Source organism: Ruegeria lacuscaerulensis, assembly GCF_013034745.1.
GTDB lineage: Bacteria > Pseudomonadota > Alphaproteobacteria > Rhodobacterales > Rhodobacteraceae > Ruegeria > Ruegeria lacuscaerulensis_B.
The window spans coordinates 71,287-87,270 of the sequence record NZ_WQGP01000013.1 but is presented as its reverse complement, the minus strand read 5'-3'; the positions used below and the strand labels follow the sequence as shown (position 1 = coordinate 87,270).

At 53.4% G+C, this 15,984-nt stretch carries 11 protein-coding genes and 1 tRNA gene; 4 read left to right on the top strand and 8 right to left on the bottom strand.

Annotated elements, in window-relative coordinates:
- Both GOV79_RS20825 and GOV79_RS20820 read right to left on the bottom strand, forming a co-directional pair.
- Positions 1-1,691, bottom strand: a 1,691-nt coding sequence (locus tag GOV79_RS20825; protein WP_170791598.1) for a matrixin family metalloprotease, incomplete at its 3' end; no start/stop codon positions are given.
- Between the two features lie 280 nt (positions 1,692-1,971).
- Complete coding sequence (locus GOV79_RS20820) at positions 1,972-3,756, bottom strand: ABC transporter ATP-binding protein (protein ID WP_170770664.1); 1,785 nt, start codon at positions 3,754-3,756, stop codon at positions 1,972-1,974.
- 504 nt (positions 3,757-4,260) lie between these two features.
- Here GOV79_RS20820 and GOV79_RS20815 point away from each other — a divergent pair.
- Genes GOV79_RS20815 through glf form a run of 3 tightly spaced genes read left to right on the top strand, consistent with a single transcriptional unit; the run spans position 4,261 to position 7,106 of the window.
- A complete protein-coding gene (locus GOV79_RS20815) occupies positions 4,261-5,061 on the top strand; it encodes a glycosyltransferase family 25 protein (protein WP_170791597.1) in 801 nt (266 codons plus the stop codon).
- A complete protein-coding gene (locus GOV79_RS20810; protein WP_170791596.1) occupies positions 5,058-5,948 on the top strand; it encodes a hypothetical protein in 891 nt (296 codons plus the stop codon). Before GOV79_RS20815 ends, GOV79_RS20810 begins: the two co-directional genes overlap by 4 nt.
- Positions 5,949-7,106 carry a UDP-galactopyranose mutase gene (gene glf / locus GOV79_RS20805; protein ID WP_170791595.1) on the top strand — a complete coding sequence of 386 codons (1,158 nt, stop codon included), beginning with the start codon at positions 5,949-5,951 and terminating at the stop codon, positions 7,104-7,106.
- 43 nt (positions 7,107-7,149) lie between these two features.
- On the opposite strand, the gene arsJ is transcribed toward glf, so the two are convergent.
- From arsJ to GOV79_RS20790, 3 genes are read right to left on the bottom strand one after another with little or no spacing between them, the layout of a single operon-like run.
- The gene (gene arsJ / locus GOV79_RS20800) at positions 7,150-8,415 is read right to left on the bottom strand and encodes an organoarsenical effux MFS transporter ArsJ (protein WP_170791594.1); all 1,266 of its coding nucleotides are present in this window, start codon (positions 8,413-8,415) and stop codon (positions 7,150-7,152) included.
- Positions 8,412-9,410, bottom strand: coding sequence for an ArsJ-associated glyceraldehyde-3-phosphate dehydrogenase (locus GOV79_RS20795; RefSeq protein WP_170791593.1), 999 nt, complete (start codon positions 9,408-9,410; stop codon positions 8,412-8,414). Before GOV79_RS20795 ends, arsJ begins: the two co-directional genes overlap by 4 nt.
- A complete protein-coding gene (locus GOV79_RS20790) occupies positions 9,407-10,240 on the bottom strand; it encodes an arsenate reductase/protein-tyrosine-phosphatase family protein (protein WP_170791592.1) in 834 nt (277 codons plus the stop codon). Before GOV79_RS20790 ends, GOV79_RS20795 begins: the two co-directional genes overlap by 4 nt.
- A 143-nt stretch (positions 10,241-10,383) precedes the next feature.
- Between GOV79_RS20790 and GOV79_RS20785 the strand changes: the two genes are divergently transcribed.
- Positions 10,384-10,459: transfer RNA gene (locus tag GOV79_RS20785), tRNA-Thr, on the top strand.
- A gap of 290 nt (positions 10,460-10,749) precedes the next feature.
- On the opposite strand, the gene GOV79_RS20780 is transcribed toward GOV79_RS20785, so the two are convergent.
- The 3 genes from GOV79_RS20780 to GOV79_RS20770 form a co-directional block, all read right to left on the bottom strand.
- The gene (locus GOV79_RS20780; protein WP_170791591.1) at positions 10,750-12,021 is read right to left on the bottom strand and encodes an adenylate/guanylate cyclase domain-containing protein; all 1,272 of its coding nucleotides are present in this window, start codon (positions 12,019-12,021) and stop codon (positions 10,750-10,752) included.
- 365 nt (positions 12,022-12,386) lie between these two features.
- Positions 12,387-14,060, bottom strand: a complete 1,674-nt coding sequence (locus GOV79_RS20775; protein WP_170791590.1) for an alkaline phosphatase family protein — start codon at positions 14,058-14,060, stop codon at positions 12,387-12,389.
- Positions 14,061-14,371: 311 nt separating this feature from the next.
- The gene (locus tag GOV79_RS20770; protein WP_214648144.1) at positions 14,372-15,964 is read right to left on the bottom strand and encodes an arylsulfatase; all 1,593 of its coding nucleotides are present in this window, start codon (positions 15,962-15,964) and stop codon (positions 14,372-14,374) included.
- Between the last annotated feature and the right edge of the window lie 20 nt (positions 15,965-15,984).

The following is a 15,984-nucleotide window of genomic DNA, read 5'->3' as shown; positions in this document are numbered from 1 at the left end:
GATTCGATCGGAGTCGTCACATGGCCGATAGTGTCGTCATCGTTGAGGTCCACATTATAGAATGCTTCGACATCGACCACGTTGCCCACACTTTGACCCGAAACATAAACGCCCTGGTCATCCAGGATCCATTCAAAATACGCATTACCCTGATCGGTTTTCCACAAAAGACGATACCCGCCCGAGCCAGCAGCCTCAGCTTGAATCGCACTCCAACCGTCCAGCGTCTCATCACCGACAACAACGCTGTCCACAGTGATTGCAATTGGGGTATTCCCGCCGCCCAGAAGGTAAATACCATGAGACGCGTGTTGAAGAACCGTGCCTGTGTTCTCGATGTCTAGAATCTGTGTGGCCGATGAAATGCCAGCGTAATTATACGATTGCGATCCGTTCGAGAACTCGAAAAGCTCAACATCGCTGGACACTGTGAAAGAGGTCTGTGTCAGCACGTTGTAGAACGTATAGGTGCTGCCAATTTCTTGGAACAGGTAGGTATTCAACCCGCTAATAAAGCGAACGATGTCAAACCCCGTCCCGCCGGTGAATGAACCGTTATTGTCCTGCACAATGGCAGTGTCGTTTCCTTCACCACCGTCAACCGTATCCTGGCCGGTCCCGTTTGCGACATAGATGGTATCGTGGCCTGTACCGCCGTTGATCGTGTTATTGTTGCTGCCGTCCGAGAGCGAGTAAATGATGTCGTTTCCACCATTTCCGTTCAAAGTGTTGACGGCAGCATTGCCAGTAATTGTATCGCTTCCTGATCCGCCAGACGCGTTTTCGATCACCACACCATAAGCGATAGTAAAACCGCCCTGTACGCCATCGACATAGGAAATAGCACCACCACCGAACGGACTATAGTCAAGTGTCGCAGGGCGCAGGTCGATTATGGCGGCGGCGCTACCAGTATGTCGAATTGTGTCTATTCCACCAGTGTCCCAAATGGCCTGGTATCCAACACCGGCGGTATTGAACGACGCCAGATCATAGGTATTGGCACCGGAATTATAGGTGGTATTTGCTCCGTACATGGCTTGAAGTGCTGCAATATCCAGCGCCCCAAGACCGGTCGATCCGCCATACGTCGCATTCACCGGCAATTGGCCGTTCACCTGAGTCCAGCCATCATTGTACGACATCACAGTGAAAACACCCTGATTCAGGTTGCCATCGCCGTACGAAAAGAAGGGCGAAGTCACACCATTCAGAACCGTTGTGCCCAACCCGGTGTCATGCGGGTGGCCTAGGCCCAAGGCGTGACCAAGTTCGTGCAACAAAGTGGTAAAAAAGAAACCACCCGGGTCGCCGTTCCCGCCCAACCCTGTGGTCCAGAAATCTGTATTGAACGCGCCTTCGGACGGAGAGTTAGACGGCGTATAGTGATATCCGAGAGTGCTCGATGAACCGAAAAAACTGCTCGAAGATGGGGCAATGATTTCGTAGATATCCGCTTCTAGCCAAGAAGATACTTCAACAAACTGTACGTTTGCCACGGCTTCGATGGCCGTCAGCGCCGCGCGGAAATCTGCCTTGTGGGACTCTGTCCAGGATTGAGAATCCAGGTATTGATCAAAATTATATGTAATGACCGTCGTGGTATTGGGGTTCCCATCGCCATAGGCAACGTCACCCTGAATAGCACTAAGAGGGGAAGCCGAACTGGGTCCGGGAATAAAAGTGGTCATATCAACAACCTCAAGAATATTTCAGGCCTGCGTTACCAGCGCTGTAATTTCACGCCAAAGTTGTCATTAACAAGGCAACACTCCCGCCATGACGCAAAACAGCGTCGGGTGCAAATCACAATGCCAGCCCGCACAGACTCCGAACCCAAAGCGTTGTCTAGAGGACACGCGTTCGTGAGCATTCACGCATTTTGCGAGATTGACGTCAGGAATCGCGGGTTCGCTGGCGAGAAAACAGTAAGGGCATAAAGCTACAGGTGCAAACAGCGGCAGTCGATATTCACTCAGCCACCTCTGGTTCAGCCGCGCTTTTCTTGAACTGCTGGTCAAACAAACGACGGAAGCTGCCGTTCTGTTTCATCAGCTCGTCCAGATTGCCTTGCTCAACAACGGCTCCATCCTGGACCACCATGATCTTGTCTGCTTCAAGGATCGTGGAAAGACGGTGCGCAATCACAACGACGGTCATATCTGCGGTCAGAGAATCCAAAGCTTGTTTTACGAGAGATTCGGATTCTGCGTCCAACGCGCTGGTGGCTTCGTCCAGCAACAGAATTTCCGCCTTTCGCAGGATCGCACGGGCGATGGCGATGCGCTGTTTCTGGCCTCCGGACAAAAACGTGCCGTTTTCTCCAACTTGCGTGTCATAGCCGTCGGACAGCTCCGTGATGAAGTCGTGGGCGTGTGCAGCCCGCGCCGCCGCAATCACCTCTTCGTCGGTGGCCTCTGGTGCAGAACATCGCAGGTTGTCCATCACCGAGGCCGAAAACAGGAACGTATCCTGCCCAACATAAGAAATCTTGCGCCGCAGAGACGCGTAGCTGGCATGGCGCAGGTCCTGGCCATCAATCTCCACCTGTCCTTCATCGGGGTCATAAAATCGCATGATCAGACCGAAAATCGTAGATTTTCCGCCACCGGATTGACCGACAAGCGCGGTGGTCTTGCCCGCCTGGAAAGTCAGGTTCATGTCCTCGATGACAGGTATCGTACCTTTGTAGCCAAACGTCACATTGCGCAGTGCAATCTCACCGGGGCCGTCCAGCAAATCATGGGCATCGGGGCTCTCCTGCATCGTGTCTTCCTGGTCCAGCAAGCCAAACAGAAGACCGACACCAACCATGGCAGCTTCAATCTGAACCCGCATCTTTGAGAGGCGCTTAGCCGGCTCATAGGCCATCAACAGAGCCGTGATAAAGGACATCAATTGACCTGCAGTAGGCGGCTCGGACCCCGCGATACCCATCGTGCTGACGATTAGAACACCGGCAACTGCCAAACCGGCCAGAAACTCCATCAGCGGGCTGGCGATGGATTGTAGCCGGGCGATATCGTTTGCACGCTCCTCCACCTTGCGGATCGCGGTGTCCATACGTGTAATCATGCGGTCTTCCAACGCAAAGACCTTGATTACTTTGATCCCCGCAGATGTCTCTTGCAGTACGCGAATGATCTCGGCCAGTGATTTGAACTCGGCCTGCATGATCGAACGTACGCTTTTCAACAAGCGGCGCACGCCATACAGCGCAACCGGTCCAACGAGGAAAAACATGATCGACAAGACGGGTTGCTGATAAACCATTACGATCACCAGACCCACGAGGGTCAAAGCATCACGCACAAACCCGGTGACCAGGATATCAATGAGTCTCCGCGCCGACTGAGCTCCATTTGTCGTCCTCATCAAAAGGTCCGAGGATTCATTGGCCGAAAAGAAAGACACCCCATGGCGCAGCAGCTTGCGATACACCCGGTCTTGCTGGGCGGCCACAATACGGTTGCCAGCCCGCGCCAGATAGATGGCCTGAACATAGGTAGCGAGCGCTTTGGCAAGAAAAAGACCCACAACGCCAAGCGCAATCAAAGAGGCATAGCTTCTCATTTCCGGGCTGGTCATGGCGTCCACGATGTATTCCATCATGAAAGCCGCCCCTGCGGTCGTAGCAGCAACTGCAATCATCGCAACGATTGCAACGGCATACAGTCTGCCCTGCGCAAAAAAGCTCTCGCTGATGAGACGACCCATATAGCCAGATCGCCATTCATCCCAGGCGCGCTTAATCATTGCATTCTCCAGATCGTGAAACCATGCGCTCGCCCAGATAACCCATATTCCGGTTTGCCAAAAGGGCAGATAATACACCGCGACAGACTAGCCCCGTCCGGGGGCGATCAAGTTCCGCGTCAAAATAGGTGGGGTCTATAGGCGAAACAAGTCTTACAAGCTCTCGACAACCTGCCTAAAATTGCCTGACCGCACTCGAAAAGGGCAGCTACCAAGCAGCAAAATGCCCACAGCGCAGATATCGACGGCGGAAGTCTGCGCAATTGTATTTACCCAATTTTGGCGATGTTCAAACTGCGAAATTGTGTTACTCTTGAGCACGTTAATATACGCACTACCATATTCAAAGCGATGATCACGTTGCGCACGCATAAATTGTTTTCTGCATCGCGGTCAGCCAGACTGACCTTCTTGTCGCACCGGCAAATGCAAGCCGCCAATTGCGCTTGTACTAGCCAATTGAGATACGTAGTAACGCGGTAGAGCATTTTTGGAATCCATATTGTGTCGATCCGGACTTTCATTCTTAGTCTACCAAAAGATGTAGAGCGTCGGCGCTTCTGCGAGCGTGAGCTTACGCAACACGGGCTGCATCACGAATTTTGTGACGCGATATCTGGCGATCAGATGGCCGAGGCCGATCTGCGCTGCGTGTACGATGCCGATATGAACCGGATAAAGTTCAAGCGGCCTCTTAGTCGAGGAGAGGTCGCCTGCACATTGGGGCATCGAAAGATCTGGCAAATAATTGCCGAATCCGATCAGTGTGTCAGCTTGGTTCTTGAGGACGACGCCACCTTTATCGTTGACCCACAGCCTTTCCTGAACGCTCTCGAAGATTGCCCCGAGTGTTTTGAGGACGTGATGATCAAACTAGATGGCGTGCCGGGGAATAACCTTCAGGTTCTGACGTCATTTGCAGATCAACACCTTGTTTTATCAGACAGATTACCTCCAAGAACCACCGGCTATGTTCTGGGTCGCCGCGCTGCACAGCGTCTGTTGAAGCCCGAAGCGCCCATCTCGAGACCGATTGATATCGACTTGAAATTTTATTGGGAACATAACGTCCCCATTCTGACCCTGCGCAAGCAAATGATTACGGAACGGCAGAACAGCGAAAGCAATATTGATCCTTGTCGCCGCCGTGCCAAACCCGGCTCACCGTTGAATAGATTTGTCCGTAACCTGGTGTATCAGGCGAAATACACGCACGGACGGTTGAGTCACCCTCTGAACCCGGACATGATCGAAGGACTGGCCCCATTGATGCGGGCAGATAGTCAGGTTCAAAAGCACGCATGAAAAAAAACCTCGTGGTTGTCCGGGCGGGCAACAACTCGTTGCACCACAGATGGCAAGACTTGCCGTTAAAGCAGCGCGACTACGATTTGCTGGTCAGCTATTTCTCGGACGATGCTTTTGCGGCCTTCACCCCGCAGCCGGGCGTTGAGGCTGTTTTGATCAAGGGCGGCAAGTGGGATGGCTTATACAAGACGCTGTCCGACAGGGATCTGGACCACTATGACTTCATATGGTTGCCGGATGACGATCTGGACATCAGCGCGCAGGATGTGAACGCCCTGTTTCAAGCCATGCGCACTCATGGATTGCGCATCGCACAGCCATCACTGACACTCGACAGCTACTATTCGCATTTTGTTTTTAGCCGATGCCCCGGATTTGTGCTGCGCTATATCAACTATATCGAGATCATGGCCCCGTGCCTGCATCGGGATGTTTTGAAAAAGGCCCTGCCCCTGTTTCAAGGTACAATGAGCGGATACGGGCTGGACTACATCTGGTGTCGCTGGGCCGAGGCCGGAGCGTTCCGAACCGCCATTCTGGACGAAATCGCAATGCACCACACCCGTCCGGTAGGAAAGGCTCTAAAATCAGCCATGGCTGAAACCGGCAACCTGAGCTCCGAACAGGAAGAGGCCGTCCTGAAAGAGATGTTCGATCTGACCCGCCGCACCGTGCCCATCGTCTTTGCCGGGATCTTGCAGGGTGGTCAGCCGATCTCGGGGCGGGTGCAGCTTGGCTGGCGCATGTGCAAAAGCTGGATGTCCGTTCTGTCGGAGTTTCGCGACAGAGGATCAGCCCGATCAGGCATCCTCAAGATCGCGCGCCGGCAATTGTCCAAGCCGTTGGACATGACGACCATCACGTCAAAACAGAAAGGGCCCTGAATGAGCACGCGGCATTTCCTGATGGTTGGGGCCGGGCTTTCGGGCGCGGTCATCGGTCGGTCGCTGGCAGAGCGGGGTCACAAGATCACCGTTGTGGACAGCCGCGATCATATCGGCGGCAATTGTCACACCCATCGCGACGCAGAAACAGGCGTTCTGGTACATGTCTATGGCCCCCATATTTTCCACACCGATGACGAAGAGGTCTGGAATTACGTCAATCGCTTTGCGACATTCCGGCCGTATAAGAACCGGGTGAAAACAACATCACAAGGCCGGGTGTTCTCGCTGCCAGTCAATTTGCACACGATCAATCAGTACTTCGGCACCACCCTGCGCCCGGATGAGGCGCGCGCCTTTATCACCCAAGAACAGGCAGATACTTCGATCACCGACCCACAGAGCTTTGAGGAACAAGCGCTGCGCTATGTCGGTCGCGATCTCTATGTGGCGTTTTTTAGGGGCTACACAATCAAGCAATGGGGCTGCCACCCCTCTGAACTGCCTGCTTCGATCCTCAAACGTCTGCCGGTACGGTTCAACTACGACGACAACTACTTTTTTCACAGATTTCAAGGAATGCCGGAAGAAGGATATTCCGACATGATTGCCGGTATCCTCGATCACCCTTCAATCACGGTTCAGCTGGAAACAACATTCAATCGCGAAATGGGCGCCGCGTTCGACCACGTGTTCTATTCCGGCCCGCTGGATGGCTATTTCGACTATGAGCTTGGTCGGCTGGGCTATCGCACTTTGGATTTCGAGCGGTTCACCTATGAAGGCGACTATCAGGGCTGCGCGGTCATGAACTATGGCGACGAGGACGTGCCCTTCACCCGCATTACCGAGCACAAGCATTTTGCCCCGTGGGAAGACCATCAGGGCTCGGTTTGCTACCGCGAATACTCGCGCGCAGCGGGCCCCGACGACATCCCGTATTACCCGATCCGGCAGGTGAAGGAAAAAGCCTTGTTGAAGGACTATGCGGATCTGGCCGAGGCGGCGCAAAATGTCACCTTTGTGGGTCGACTCGGGACTTACCGCTATCTTGATATGGACGTCACCATTCGCGAGGCGCTGGATACGGCAAACGCCGCACAGACCGCGATTTCAAACGGGGAAAACCTGAAGCCGTTCTTCGTTTCGGTTCTGTAAACGGCGCATCCATACAGTTTGAAACCAAGGGCGTATGTGGCGTTTAGGCATGCGCCTCTTGGCTTTGATCCGTCAGCTTGCCCGAGGTGATTGCCGCCAAAGCAACCATAACCGCTGCTGTTCCCAACACCAAAGGCAATCCACCGATCTGATAGGTCAGACCGGAAAGTACCGTTCCCAGCAACCGGCCTGTGGCGTTGGCCATGTAGTAGAACCCCACATCCATCGTGACACGCTCGGATTTGGCGAAGGCGAGGATCAGGTAGGAATGCAGCGCCGAATTGACGGCAAACAGCGCCCCAAACACCAGCAAGCCAAGAACCAGTGTGATGGTCAGCCATGTTTGAGGTTCGTCCGAGATCAGAACCGCCACGGTCAGCACCGACGGGACACAGAACAGGGCTGCGGCCCAGCTTCGGGCAGCGTTTATCAGGTCGCCTTTAGTTCGATCTTGGGAGCGCAGGATTTTGGGTGCGTTGGCCTGAATGACGCCATAGAGGATGATCCAGAACGCCATAAAGGTGCCGATCATGAAAAAGGCCGCGCGATTGCCCTCTTCCGTGCCATCGGACAAAACGGCGTAGAAATAGATCGGGATTCCGACCACGAACCACACGTCACGAGCACCAAACAGGAAGACCCGCGCGGCGGACAGCCAATTGACGTTGGCAGATTTTGAGAAAACCTCGGAGAACTTCGCGCCCTTGCGCCCTTTGGGCAGACCGGGAGGCATAAACCGGACAACCGCGAACAGGATCACCGCCAGAACGATCGCCATCACGATAATAGCCGCCTGAAAGCCCAGTATAGCCAGCATGGCTGCACCAAGAAGGAAGCCCAGCCCTTTGACAGCGTTCTTTGATCCGGTCAGCAATGCCACCCAGCGAAACAGCTCGCCGCCCTCTGTCGGGGCCAACAGTTTCACTGCGGATTTCGAGGACATCTTGGCCAGATCCTTGGCCACTCCGCTTGCGCCTTGCACGATCATGACATAGGTCACAGATGCGCCAATCGCCCAGTTAGGGTCTAGTTGTGTAAGTGCCAGCAATGCCACCACCTGCAACCCAAGCCCGGCATAAAGAGTCGAAGTCAGGCCAAACCGAGCCGCGATCCAGCCCGCTGCAAGGTTCGTCACCATCCCGGCAATTTCATAGAGGACAAACAGATACGCCAACTGCACTGGCGAGAAGCCCAGCGTATGAAAGTGCAGCAGCACCAGCATCCGCAAGGCTCCGTCGGTCAGCATAAAAGCCCAATAGGCCGCCGTAACCGCGATATAGGCCGACAGCCCCTCGGGCCGTTCGGTCACAGCGAGGCCCCGACCATCAGCGCCACATCCACCAGACGGTGCGCATAGCCCATTTCGTTGTCATACCAAGCATAGATCTTCACCTGCGTCCCGTTCACCACCATGGTCGAGGGCGCATCGACGATCGAGGAGCGTTCGTCATTGCTGTAGTCGGTGGATACCAGCGGCCGGGTCTCATAGCCCAGAATACCTTTCAGCTCGCCATCGGCGGCGGTTTTGAAGCAGGCGTTGACCTCTTCGACGGTTGTTTCGCGTTCAACCTCGAACACGCAATCGGTCAGCGAGGCATTCAGCAGCGGCACCCGCACCGCGTGGCCGTTCAAACGGCCTTTCAGTTCAGGGTAGATCAGCGTGATGGCCGTGGCCGAGCCGGTTGTGGTCGGGATCAGCGAGTTCAATGCCGACCGCGCGCGCCGCAGGTCCTTGGCGGGGCGGTCCACGATGGTTTGCGTGTTTGTCACATCGTGGATCGTGGTCATCGAACCGTGGCGAATGCGCAGATTTTCATGGATGACCTTTACGACCGGAGCCAGACAATTGGTGGTGCAGGACGCCGCGGTCACGATGTGATGGGCTGCGGGGTCATAAGTGCTTTCATTAACGCCCATCACGATATTGGCCGTGGGGCCGTCCTTGACCGGGGCTGAGACGACAACCTTCTTCACCCCTGCCTCGAAATACGGTGCCAGCTTAGCCTCGGTCTTGAACACGCCCGTACAGTCGATCACCAGGTCCACGCCACCCATAGGCAGGTCGGACAGGTCTTTGGTGCCAATGAACGGCAGGCGCGTACCATTGATCGTCACGCTGTCGGCGTCATGGGTAAATTCCGCATCCCAGCGGCCATGAACAGTGTCAAATTCCAACAGGTGCGCATGCATCTCGGGGTCGCCAGCGCTATCATTGATCCAGGCGATCTTGGCGCCCTTCTCGAGCAGAGGTTTTAGGGCCAGTTTGCCCATCCGGCCAAGGCCGTTTACCGCGTAAGTCGTCATTGCATGTCCTCAACAGGTGTTCTGGCGATGTCATCCACGGCCGTTTGTAAAGCGATCCGATCCAGGCTTTCGACGGGTAGAGAGGTAAACGCCTCGATCCGTCGCTTCAGCGCGCCATAGGCGTTCTGGAAGGCCAGGCTTTTCTCGGCGTCCGTGCCCATGGCCTTGACCGGGTCAACCATGCCCCAATGGCCACTGATGGGTTGTCCTTCCCAGGCCGGACAATCCTCGTTCGCGGCCTGATTGCAGACGGTGAACACGAAATCCATCTCGGGCGCGCCATCGGCTGCAAATTCAGACATATGCTTGGACCGCAAAGCCGAAGTATCGTGCCCTTTGTCAGCCAGAACCTGCATCGCGAAGGGGTTCAATTCAGAGGTCGGCTGTGTGCCTGCAGAATAAACGTTGAACCGATCCCCACCCAAGCTGCGCAGGATGGATTCGGCAAAGATCGATCGGGCGGAGTTGCCCACACACAGAAAAAGGACGTTGTATTTCCGGTCCGGCATAGTCTTGGCTCCTTGGGTGGAGGGCATACAGATATCGGGCCGACCTTTGCAGCAATCTTTCAGCAGGAAGTCCAGCATGTGCTGCACATTCGTCATCTCGATTGAATATAGCAGCGATGTCCCCAACCGCTCCTGCCGCACCAATCCCGCGCGTTGCAGAGCATTCAGGTAGTTCGACAAGGTGCTGGGTTTAATATCCAGCTGCACTGCCAGTTCACCGGCAGGAACAGTGTCAGGAAAGCGTCGCATAAGCATGCGAAACACCATTAACCGCTGCGGATGGCCCAGGGTGGCCAACTGATCTGTTGCTTCATATTCCATATTTCACGAAATATTGAAATAAAGGATGTGCGACAACCACTATTCAGCGTTGTTACAAAAATTTCACAGTAAGGGTTCTGCACCCAGAGCCTAAGAACTGGGCTTGCGCGCCTGACCCGGACGGTTTAAACGAGCCCTCGCTTGCCTCAATAGCTCAGCTGGTAGAGCAGGTCCTTCGTAAGGACAAGGTCGGGGGTTCGAGTCCCTCTTGAGGCACCAAAAATAGCTGTATTTTACTAATTTTTGAATATTTTTGCGATAAATTGATAAATATCCCCTGATTTGCCCCCCGATTTTTTGTTGATGCCTGATGATCCCGGGTTGATTTCAATTCCATGCCCATCACCCACTTCCTACTGTTAAGAATGGCCATACTATTAAGCACATCCGCTTTGGCTCAGGAGCGGACCTTCGCCAAAACTGACTGAGCGTCTGCTAAGCGGACAAAGCACCCGTTCATCATTTGTTGCAGAAATCCGAAGTTACTAACTTAAGATCAAATAATTCGTTCATTTGGATCGATTAATTGAGCTACTTTTATCGACCGTTGGTGCGAACTCTGGAAGCGTAAAGACCTTTGTTGATTGCGACATACCTGCTAGCTGGTGTTGCCCCAAGGGCTCAAGCCGCGTTGCAACATCTGCTGCGAATTCCGAGGACATTACCAAAGGAGTTTTAAGAGACTTACACAGACCCTCAAGCCGATTGACTTGGTTTACCGCAGGGCCAATCGTTGTGAAGTCCAGCCTACGTTCCGTGCCGACGTTTCCATACATTACGGAACCCCGATGTAAGGCAATTCCAAACTCAATTCTGCCGCCGTACTTTTGCCAAATGATGTTCTTTTCCCTCGCGCGAGCTAAGCACTCCAACACTGAAGACAATGCGGCACGGCTCATGTCGACTGCCGGCCTCGACTTTTCGTCTACTGGGAAGATTGCCATAACAGCGTCGCCGATAAATTTAAGGATCTCACCGCCGTGATCTTCTACCGCCCCGGCCGTACAATCAAAATAGTCGTTAATTAACGCAAGATATCTATTCAATGGCATGTCTTCTGCCATCCGACTGGAGTTTCTAAGGTCGCAATAAAACAAAATGCAGTCGATTGCCCCTCCATCGCCGCGCTCGATTACACCATCCAAGACACGGTTTCCAGAGTAGCTTCCTAGGTAGGCATCCATGAGACCTTGCGCAAGAATGCGCGATTGAGCGTTTTTTATAACCAGTGCGAGGGCAGGCATGAGTGCTCGGATATAGTTGATTTCAGAGTCGCTAAATCCGCCTATACGTCGTGTAGAAATCGACATCATAACGCCCTCCATTCCAGGCGGAAAATCCGACCAGCGACTAGCGTCATCGCGATGATAGCTTTCAAACTGAACCAGATAGTCCGTTGCGCCATCTGAACGAAGCTCTTCTAGGATCGGAAAACTGGTCTCGACCGACCCATCTTCCAATTTGTAACGCCGATAGGAACCGCCGTTATGCGCCAAATCGAAAAAAGGTGTGTTGCGGAATCCAGGTGTCGCAAGCTGGTCTCTGGGCGTTAGTTCGACTTTGGATTGATCGTCGCGGACCGTCCAAAGCACATTCAATGCGCCAAAAATTGGGTGCAGGACCATGCCCCCGACGTTGATCCTAGCAACAGGGACACCAGCGGAAACCAGACGGTTGCCAAAGCCTCGCACCACATCGTCCGCCTTTGTATCGCGAAGACCGCACCCCATCAGCCAAGCAGCAACGCTATCTAGAAGTGGAGACCTGCTGAACTCAATCATATTGAGACACTTTCTTGTCTAAACAAGCGTATTGAACCAGCTCGATACTGAGACCTTAGACCGATTTGACACAATGAGCGCAGGGAGTCTTGTTCCGAGCCTTCAGTCCTTTTGTATCACAGCACTGCTATCGCCTCCTAGCTTGGTGCGCTAAACAACCAGTTTCACCCCCGTACTCCAAGGTAGGCGACGGGCTCGATGCGATCGCCCGCCTGAATATCACGAGCGATCGCTGTGCGGACAAACCTGCTGTTCGTTGAGGAAACTCTCCAGATTTAGCCAAACTTGGGAGTTTGGGCCAAAGATCACTTTTTTCTCCACCAATACGCATTGCCGTTGGTCACTCGACGAAAAGACAAGACCGCTTATGGATCTGTAACGTCAATCTCGCTCAATGCTTCACCCGCAGCGCTGCTAGGTTGGCTGATACCTAAAATAGTGCTCAGTGTGACGGCCACGTCCACCGTGGAAACGGGACGACTGACGCGAGTTGGCTTGATACCTGGACCAGCGAAAATGATTGGAACATGCGTGTCGTAGCGCCAAGGCGATCCGTGCATTACGGCAATTGGACCTTCCTCGAAGAGAAATGAATAAGGTGTCTGAACAACATAAATGTCGCCAGAACGTGTTGGGTGATAGTTTCGCCGGATCTGCTCCTCAAGGGTATGCCCTCGTTGTTCAGGAAACGGTTCAGTTGGCATCGCAAGCTCAATGCCCGGTGCAGCCATCAAGTTTTCGACGATGCGTCGCTCGATAACACGCCTGTCGGCGCCTGACGCTTCAATGGCGGCATTGTCCAGATATACGTAAGGACGAAAAAAGAACTGTATTGCGGATTCCACTCCGAACTCATCGGCGATGACCGAATTCACATCTATCATCAATGCTTCGGTGGAGTTACGGAATGTCGAAAGCCCGGCTTCGGCCATCTCTTCTGGCGCTTCCGGCATGCCATGATCGGCGGAAAGCACATAAAGCACATTCGCTCGTCCAACCTCTCGATCCATGAACTCAAAGAAATCAGCCAATGTCTCATCCAAACAGCGCACCATTTCTTCATTTTCTAGGCTGGATGGTCCGAAGAAATGGTTGGTTGCGTCTACACCTGAAAAACTGATGCTTAGGTAATCCGGCCATTTATCGTCACCAAGCCCCTCCTCTTTGACAACAGTTTTTGCAAAGTCGGCCGTGATCCGATCCCCATGAGGCGACAATAAAACCTGCGTGTAGTAGAGCCCGTCTTCCGGCTTCCCATAGAAATGAGGGAAAGTGCGACCGAATGTGCCAAGGTTGGTTACAAAGGAGCGTTCCTTTCTTTCCATTAGGTAAGGCGCGTCAGAACACTCCGGCCACCACTCACTTTCGATCTTAGCATCTGCGGCGCGTTTAGAGTTCCAGTCGAGAACCCAATCGGGATACGCGTCATAATAAAAAGCACTTGTTTCAAATGCCCCTGTAGCCGCCGACAGCCATAAAGCTTTTCCAGAATGCCCTGCCATTGCAACCGCCGAACGGTCTTTACCAGATACGGAAAAAACTTTTGATCGACCGGCATTGGCTTTCACCAGTTCGTCTCCAAACGTCGTCGCCAACAAGTTAACGGGAGAACGGCCCGATGTCACAGCAGCGGCTTGTGTCGGGTCGACTTGATCAACGTTTCCACCGAAGCCTGGAACCGGCAACATCGGGTAGTCCGGATCTTCAATATTGTATCCCAATCGCTCTTCAGCCCTGTTGAACCAGGCATTGCCAATCATTCCATGCTCAGAGGGATGGGCTCCTGTAGCGAGCGTCGCGTGGCCAACAATGGTTTCGGTGTTGGCGTGACGATGATGAGCGTCGGTGTACCAGACGCCGCTTTCCAAAAGCCTTTTGAAACCAGCTTCGCCGAAGGCGGCCTCATAACGAGAAATCAAGTCTCCGCGCAGTCCATCAATTGTGATTTGAACAACGAGTCGGATGTCTTCCGTTGCACTAGCCGCCGTCGTGGATATTGAAAAAAGGAGTGTTGAGACTAAGGCAAATGATCGCTGCATTTATGACCTCATAGAACTACCCAATCCTCTGAATACCAGCATCTGCGTCCACCGGCTACTGAGGGTCATTAAAGATGCTCTTTTGAACTTCCGATTTGGGCTCAACGCAGTCATCTGAGTGTTTTTCTCAGATGACTGACAAGAGGCGTAAAGCAGCCGTTCAGGACAAAAATTTAAAGTTCCTACCGTGAATGACTGCTTCTCACACGAGCGGACGTTGGCTGAAATATCGCGAATGACCGCTATGCGGACGAAGCCGACGTTGACTTTTTTGTCAGCAATGTTTTGTGCAGTTTGCGAAATCGCCTTCGTTAGAAATCCGTAAAGTTGCTCGCTGGCGGATTGGGGTGCTCATCCAAAGTTGCGAGGTATTCCAAAACCACACGCATGTATTGACCCACAACCCAAGTTTCCAATGCGCCAACATCGTCCTCTTCCCGTGGGTCGGCCTTAATGTTGTAAATACGAGGGTATCCATTGTGCGGCACCCGGTTGGATTGTGATCCTCCCATGCGCTTAAATCCGTTTCCAGCCTGAACCACGTCTTGGAAGTAGATGCGGAAGTGCTTCCAACGCACGGCCATCATGTCATCGCCAAGGAACGTTATCAGGCTTTCACGATTAGATTTTTCTTGCTCTCCCAGCAGAAAAGCCGATTGGTCAACGCCATCGATTGGCTTGTCTGACGGCATTTCCGCTCCAACGATGGCAGCAAAACTTGGCATGAAGTCCATAGTCGAGAACATCTCGTCTGAAACGCTGGGTTCGATCATACCCGGCCAACGGATCATTCCGGCAGTCCGAATTGAGCCTTCCCAGGCACTTCCCAGTTCTCCCCTGAAAGGACCGGCACTCCCGCCATCCGGCCATACCATTGTCTTCCACGGACCGTTGTCGCTCATCCAGACGACGATTGTGTTGTCGGCTAATCCCGCTGCATCGATTGCGTCAAGCACCCGCCCCGTATTGTAATCAAGCTCCATCACTGCATCGCCATAGGCGCCTGCCACCGAACGGCCCTCCCATTCGGGGGTCATCAGGCTGGGATAGTGCGGGCGTGTAAATGACAGGAAAAGGAAGAAAGGATCATCCAGCTTACTCTGCTCTTCAATGTATGCGACCGCCCGATCAGTAAGTTCGAAATCAATCGTTCGACGCACGTCCCTTGTGTATTCTTCAACGATTTCACCATCCGTTCCAGCAGTGCCTTGCCAAACATAAGCCTTCTCGTCTTCTGTCAGCTCATAACCGGAAAGCGCCGACCTCTCGCCGAAATTTACTTCGTCAGTTGAATTCAAAATGCCGTAGTAGCTGTCGAAGCCCTGGTTTTGCGGCATGCTGAATGTGTCGAGTCCAAGATGCCATTTGCCAAGGTAGTTGGTCGCATAACCCGCATCACGAAGCATTTCCCCCATCGTATATTCTTCAGGCTGCAGGGTGTTCGGTGTCCCGCGTATCAAGGCCAGCGAAAGCCCCGAACGGATTGAATAGCGCGATGTCATCGTTGCAGCGCGGGTCGGCGTACAACCCGGCTCGACAAGAAACTGCGTCAGCCTCAAACCTTCTGCAGCCAACGCGTCAATTTCGGGCGTCGGCATGCCGCGCACCTCTCCGCCGCCATAAGCGCCAAGATCACCCCAGCCAAGATTGTCCGCCATCATGAAAACGATGTTGGGCTTTTCGGCGTCTTGTGCATTCGCAGCCGGTAACCAACCCAAAGCCGTGCCTAAGATAAACAAAGTGAACGAGAGAGTGCGCATCGACAAACCTCTTTGAAATGAAAGCGCACGCGCCAAGGCTACCAAAAAACTTTTTTCTATCAAACAACGATTTAAGAACTGACAGATTTCGGGCTTAACCCTCATCATTTTGGGCCCGGAGCTGCAATTTGCTGCAAGCCACATTAATGGCTGCTCGGGGCTCA

Coding starts and splice junctions, on each gene's coding strand:
- GOV79_RS20820 (WP_170770664.1), bottom strand. CDS start 3,756: ATGATTAAGCGCGCCTGGGATGAATGGCGATCTGGCTATATGGGTCGT.
- GOV79_RS20810 (WP_170791596.1), top strand. CDS start 5,058: ATGAAAAAAAACCTCGTGGTTGTCCGGGCGGGCAACAACTCGTTGCAC.
- glf (WP_170791595.1), top strand. CDS start 5,949: ATGAGCACGCGGCATTTCCTGATGGTTGGGGCCGGGCTTTCGGGCGCG.
- GOV79_RS20795 (WP_170791593.1), bottom strand. CDS start 9,410: ATGACGACTTACGCGGTAAACGGCCTTGGCCGGATGGGCAAACTGGCC.
- GOV79_RS20790 (WP_170791592.1), bottom strand. CDS start 10,240: ATGGAATATGAAGCAACAGATCAGTTGGCCACCCTGGGCCATCCGCAG.
- GOV79_RS20780 (WP_170791591.1), bottom strand. CDS start 12,021: ATGATTGAGTTCAGCAGGTCTCCACTTCTAGATAGCGTTGCTGCTTGG.
- GOV79_RS20775 (WP_170791590.1), bottom strand. CDS start 14,060: ATGCAGCGATCATTTGCCTTAGTCTCAACACTCCTTTTTTCAATATCC.
- GOV79_RS20770 (WP_214648144.1), bottom strand. CDS start 15,964: ATGTGGCTTGCAGCAAATTGCAGCTCCGGGCCCAAAATGATGAGGGTT.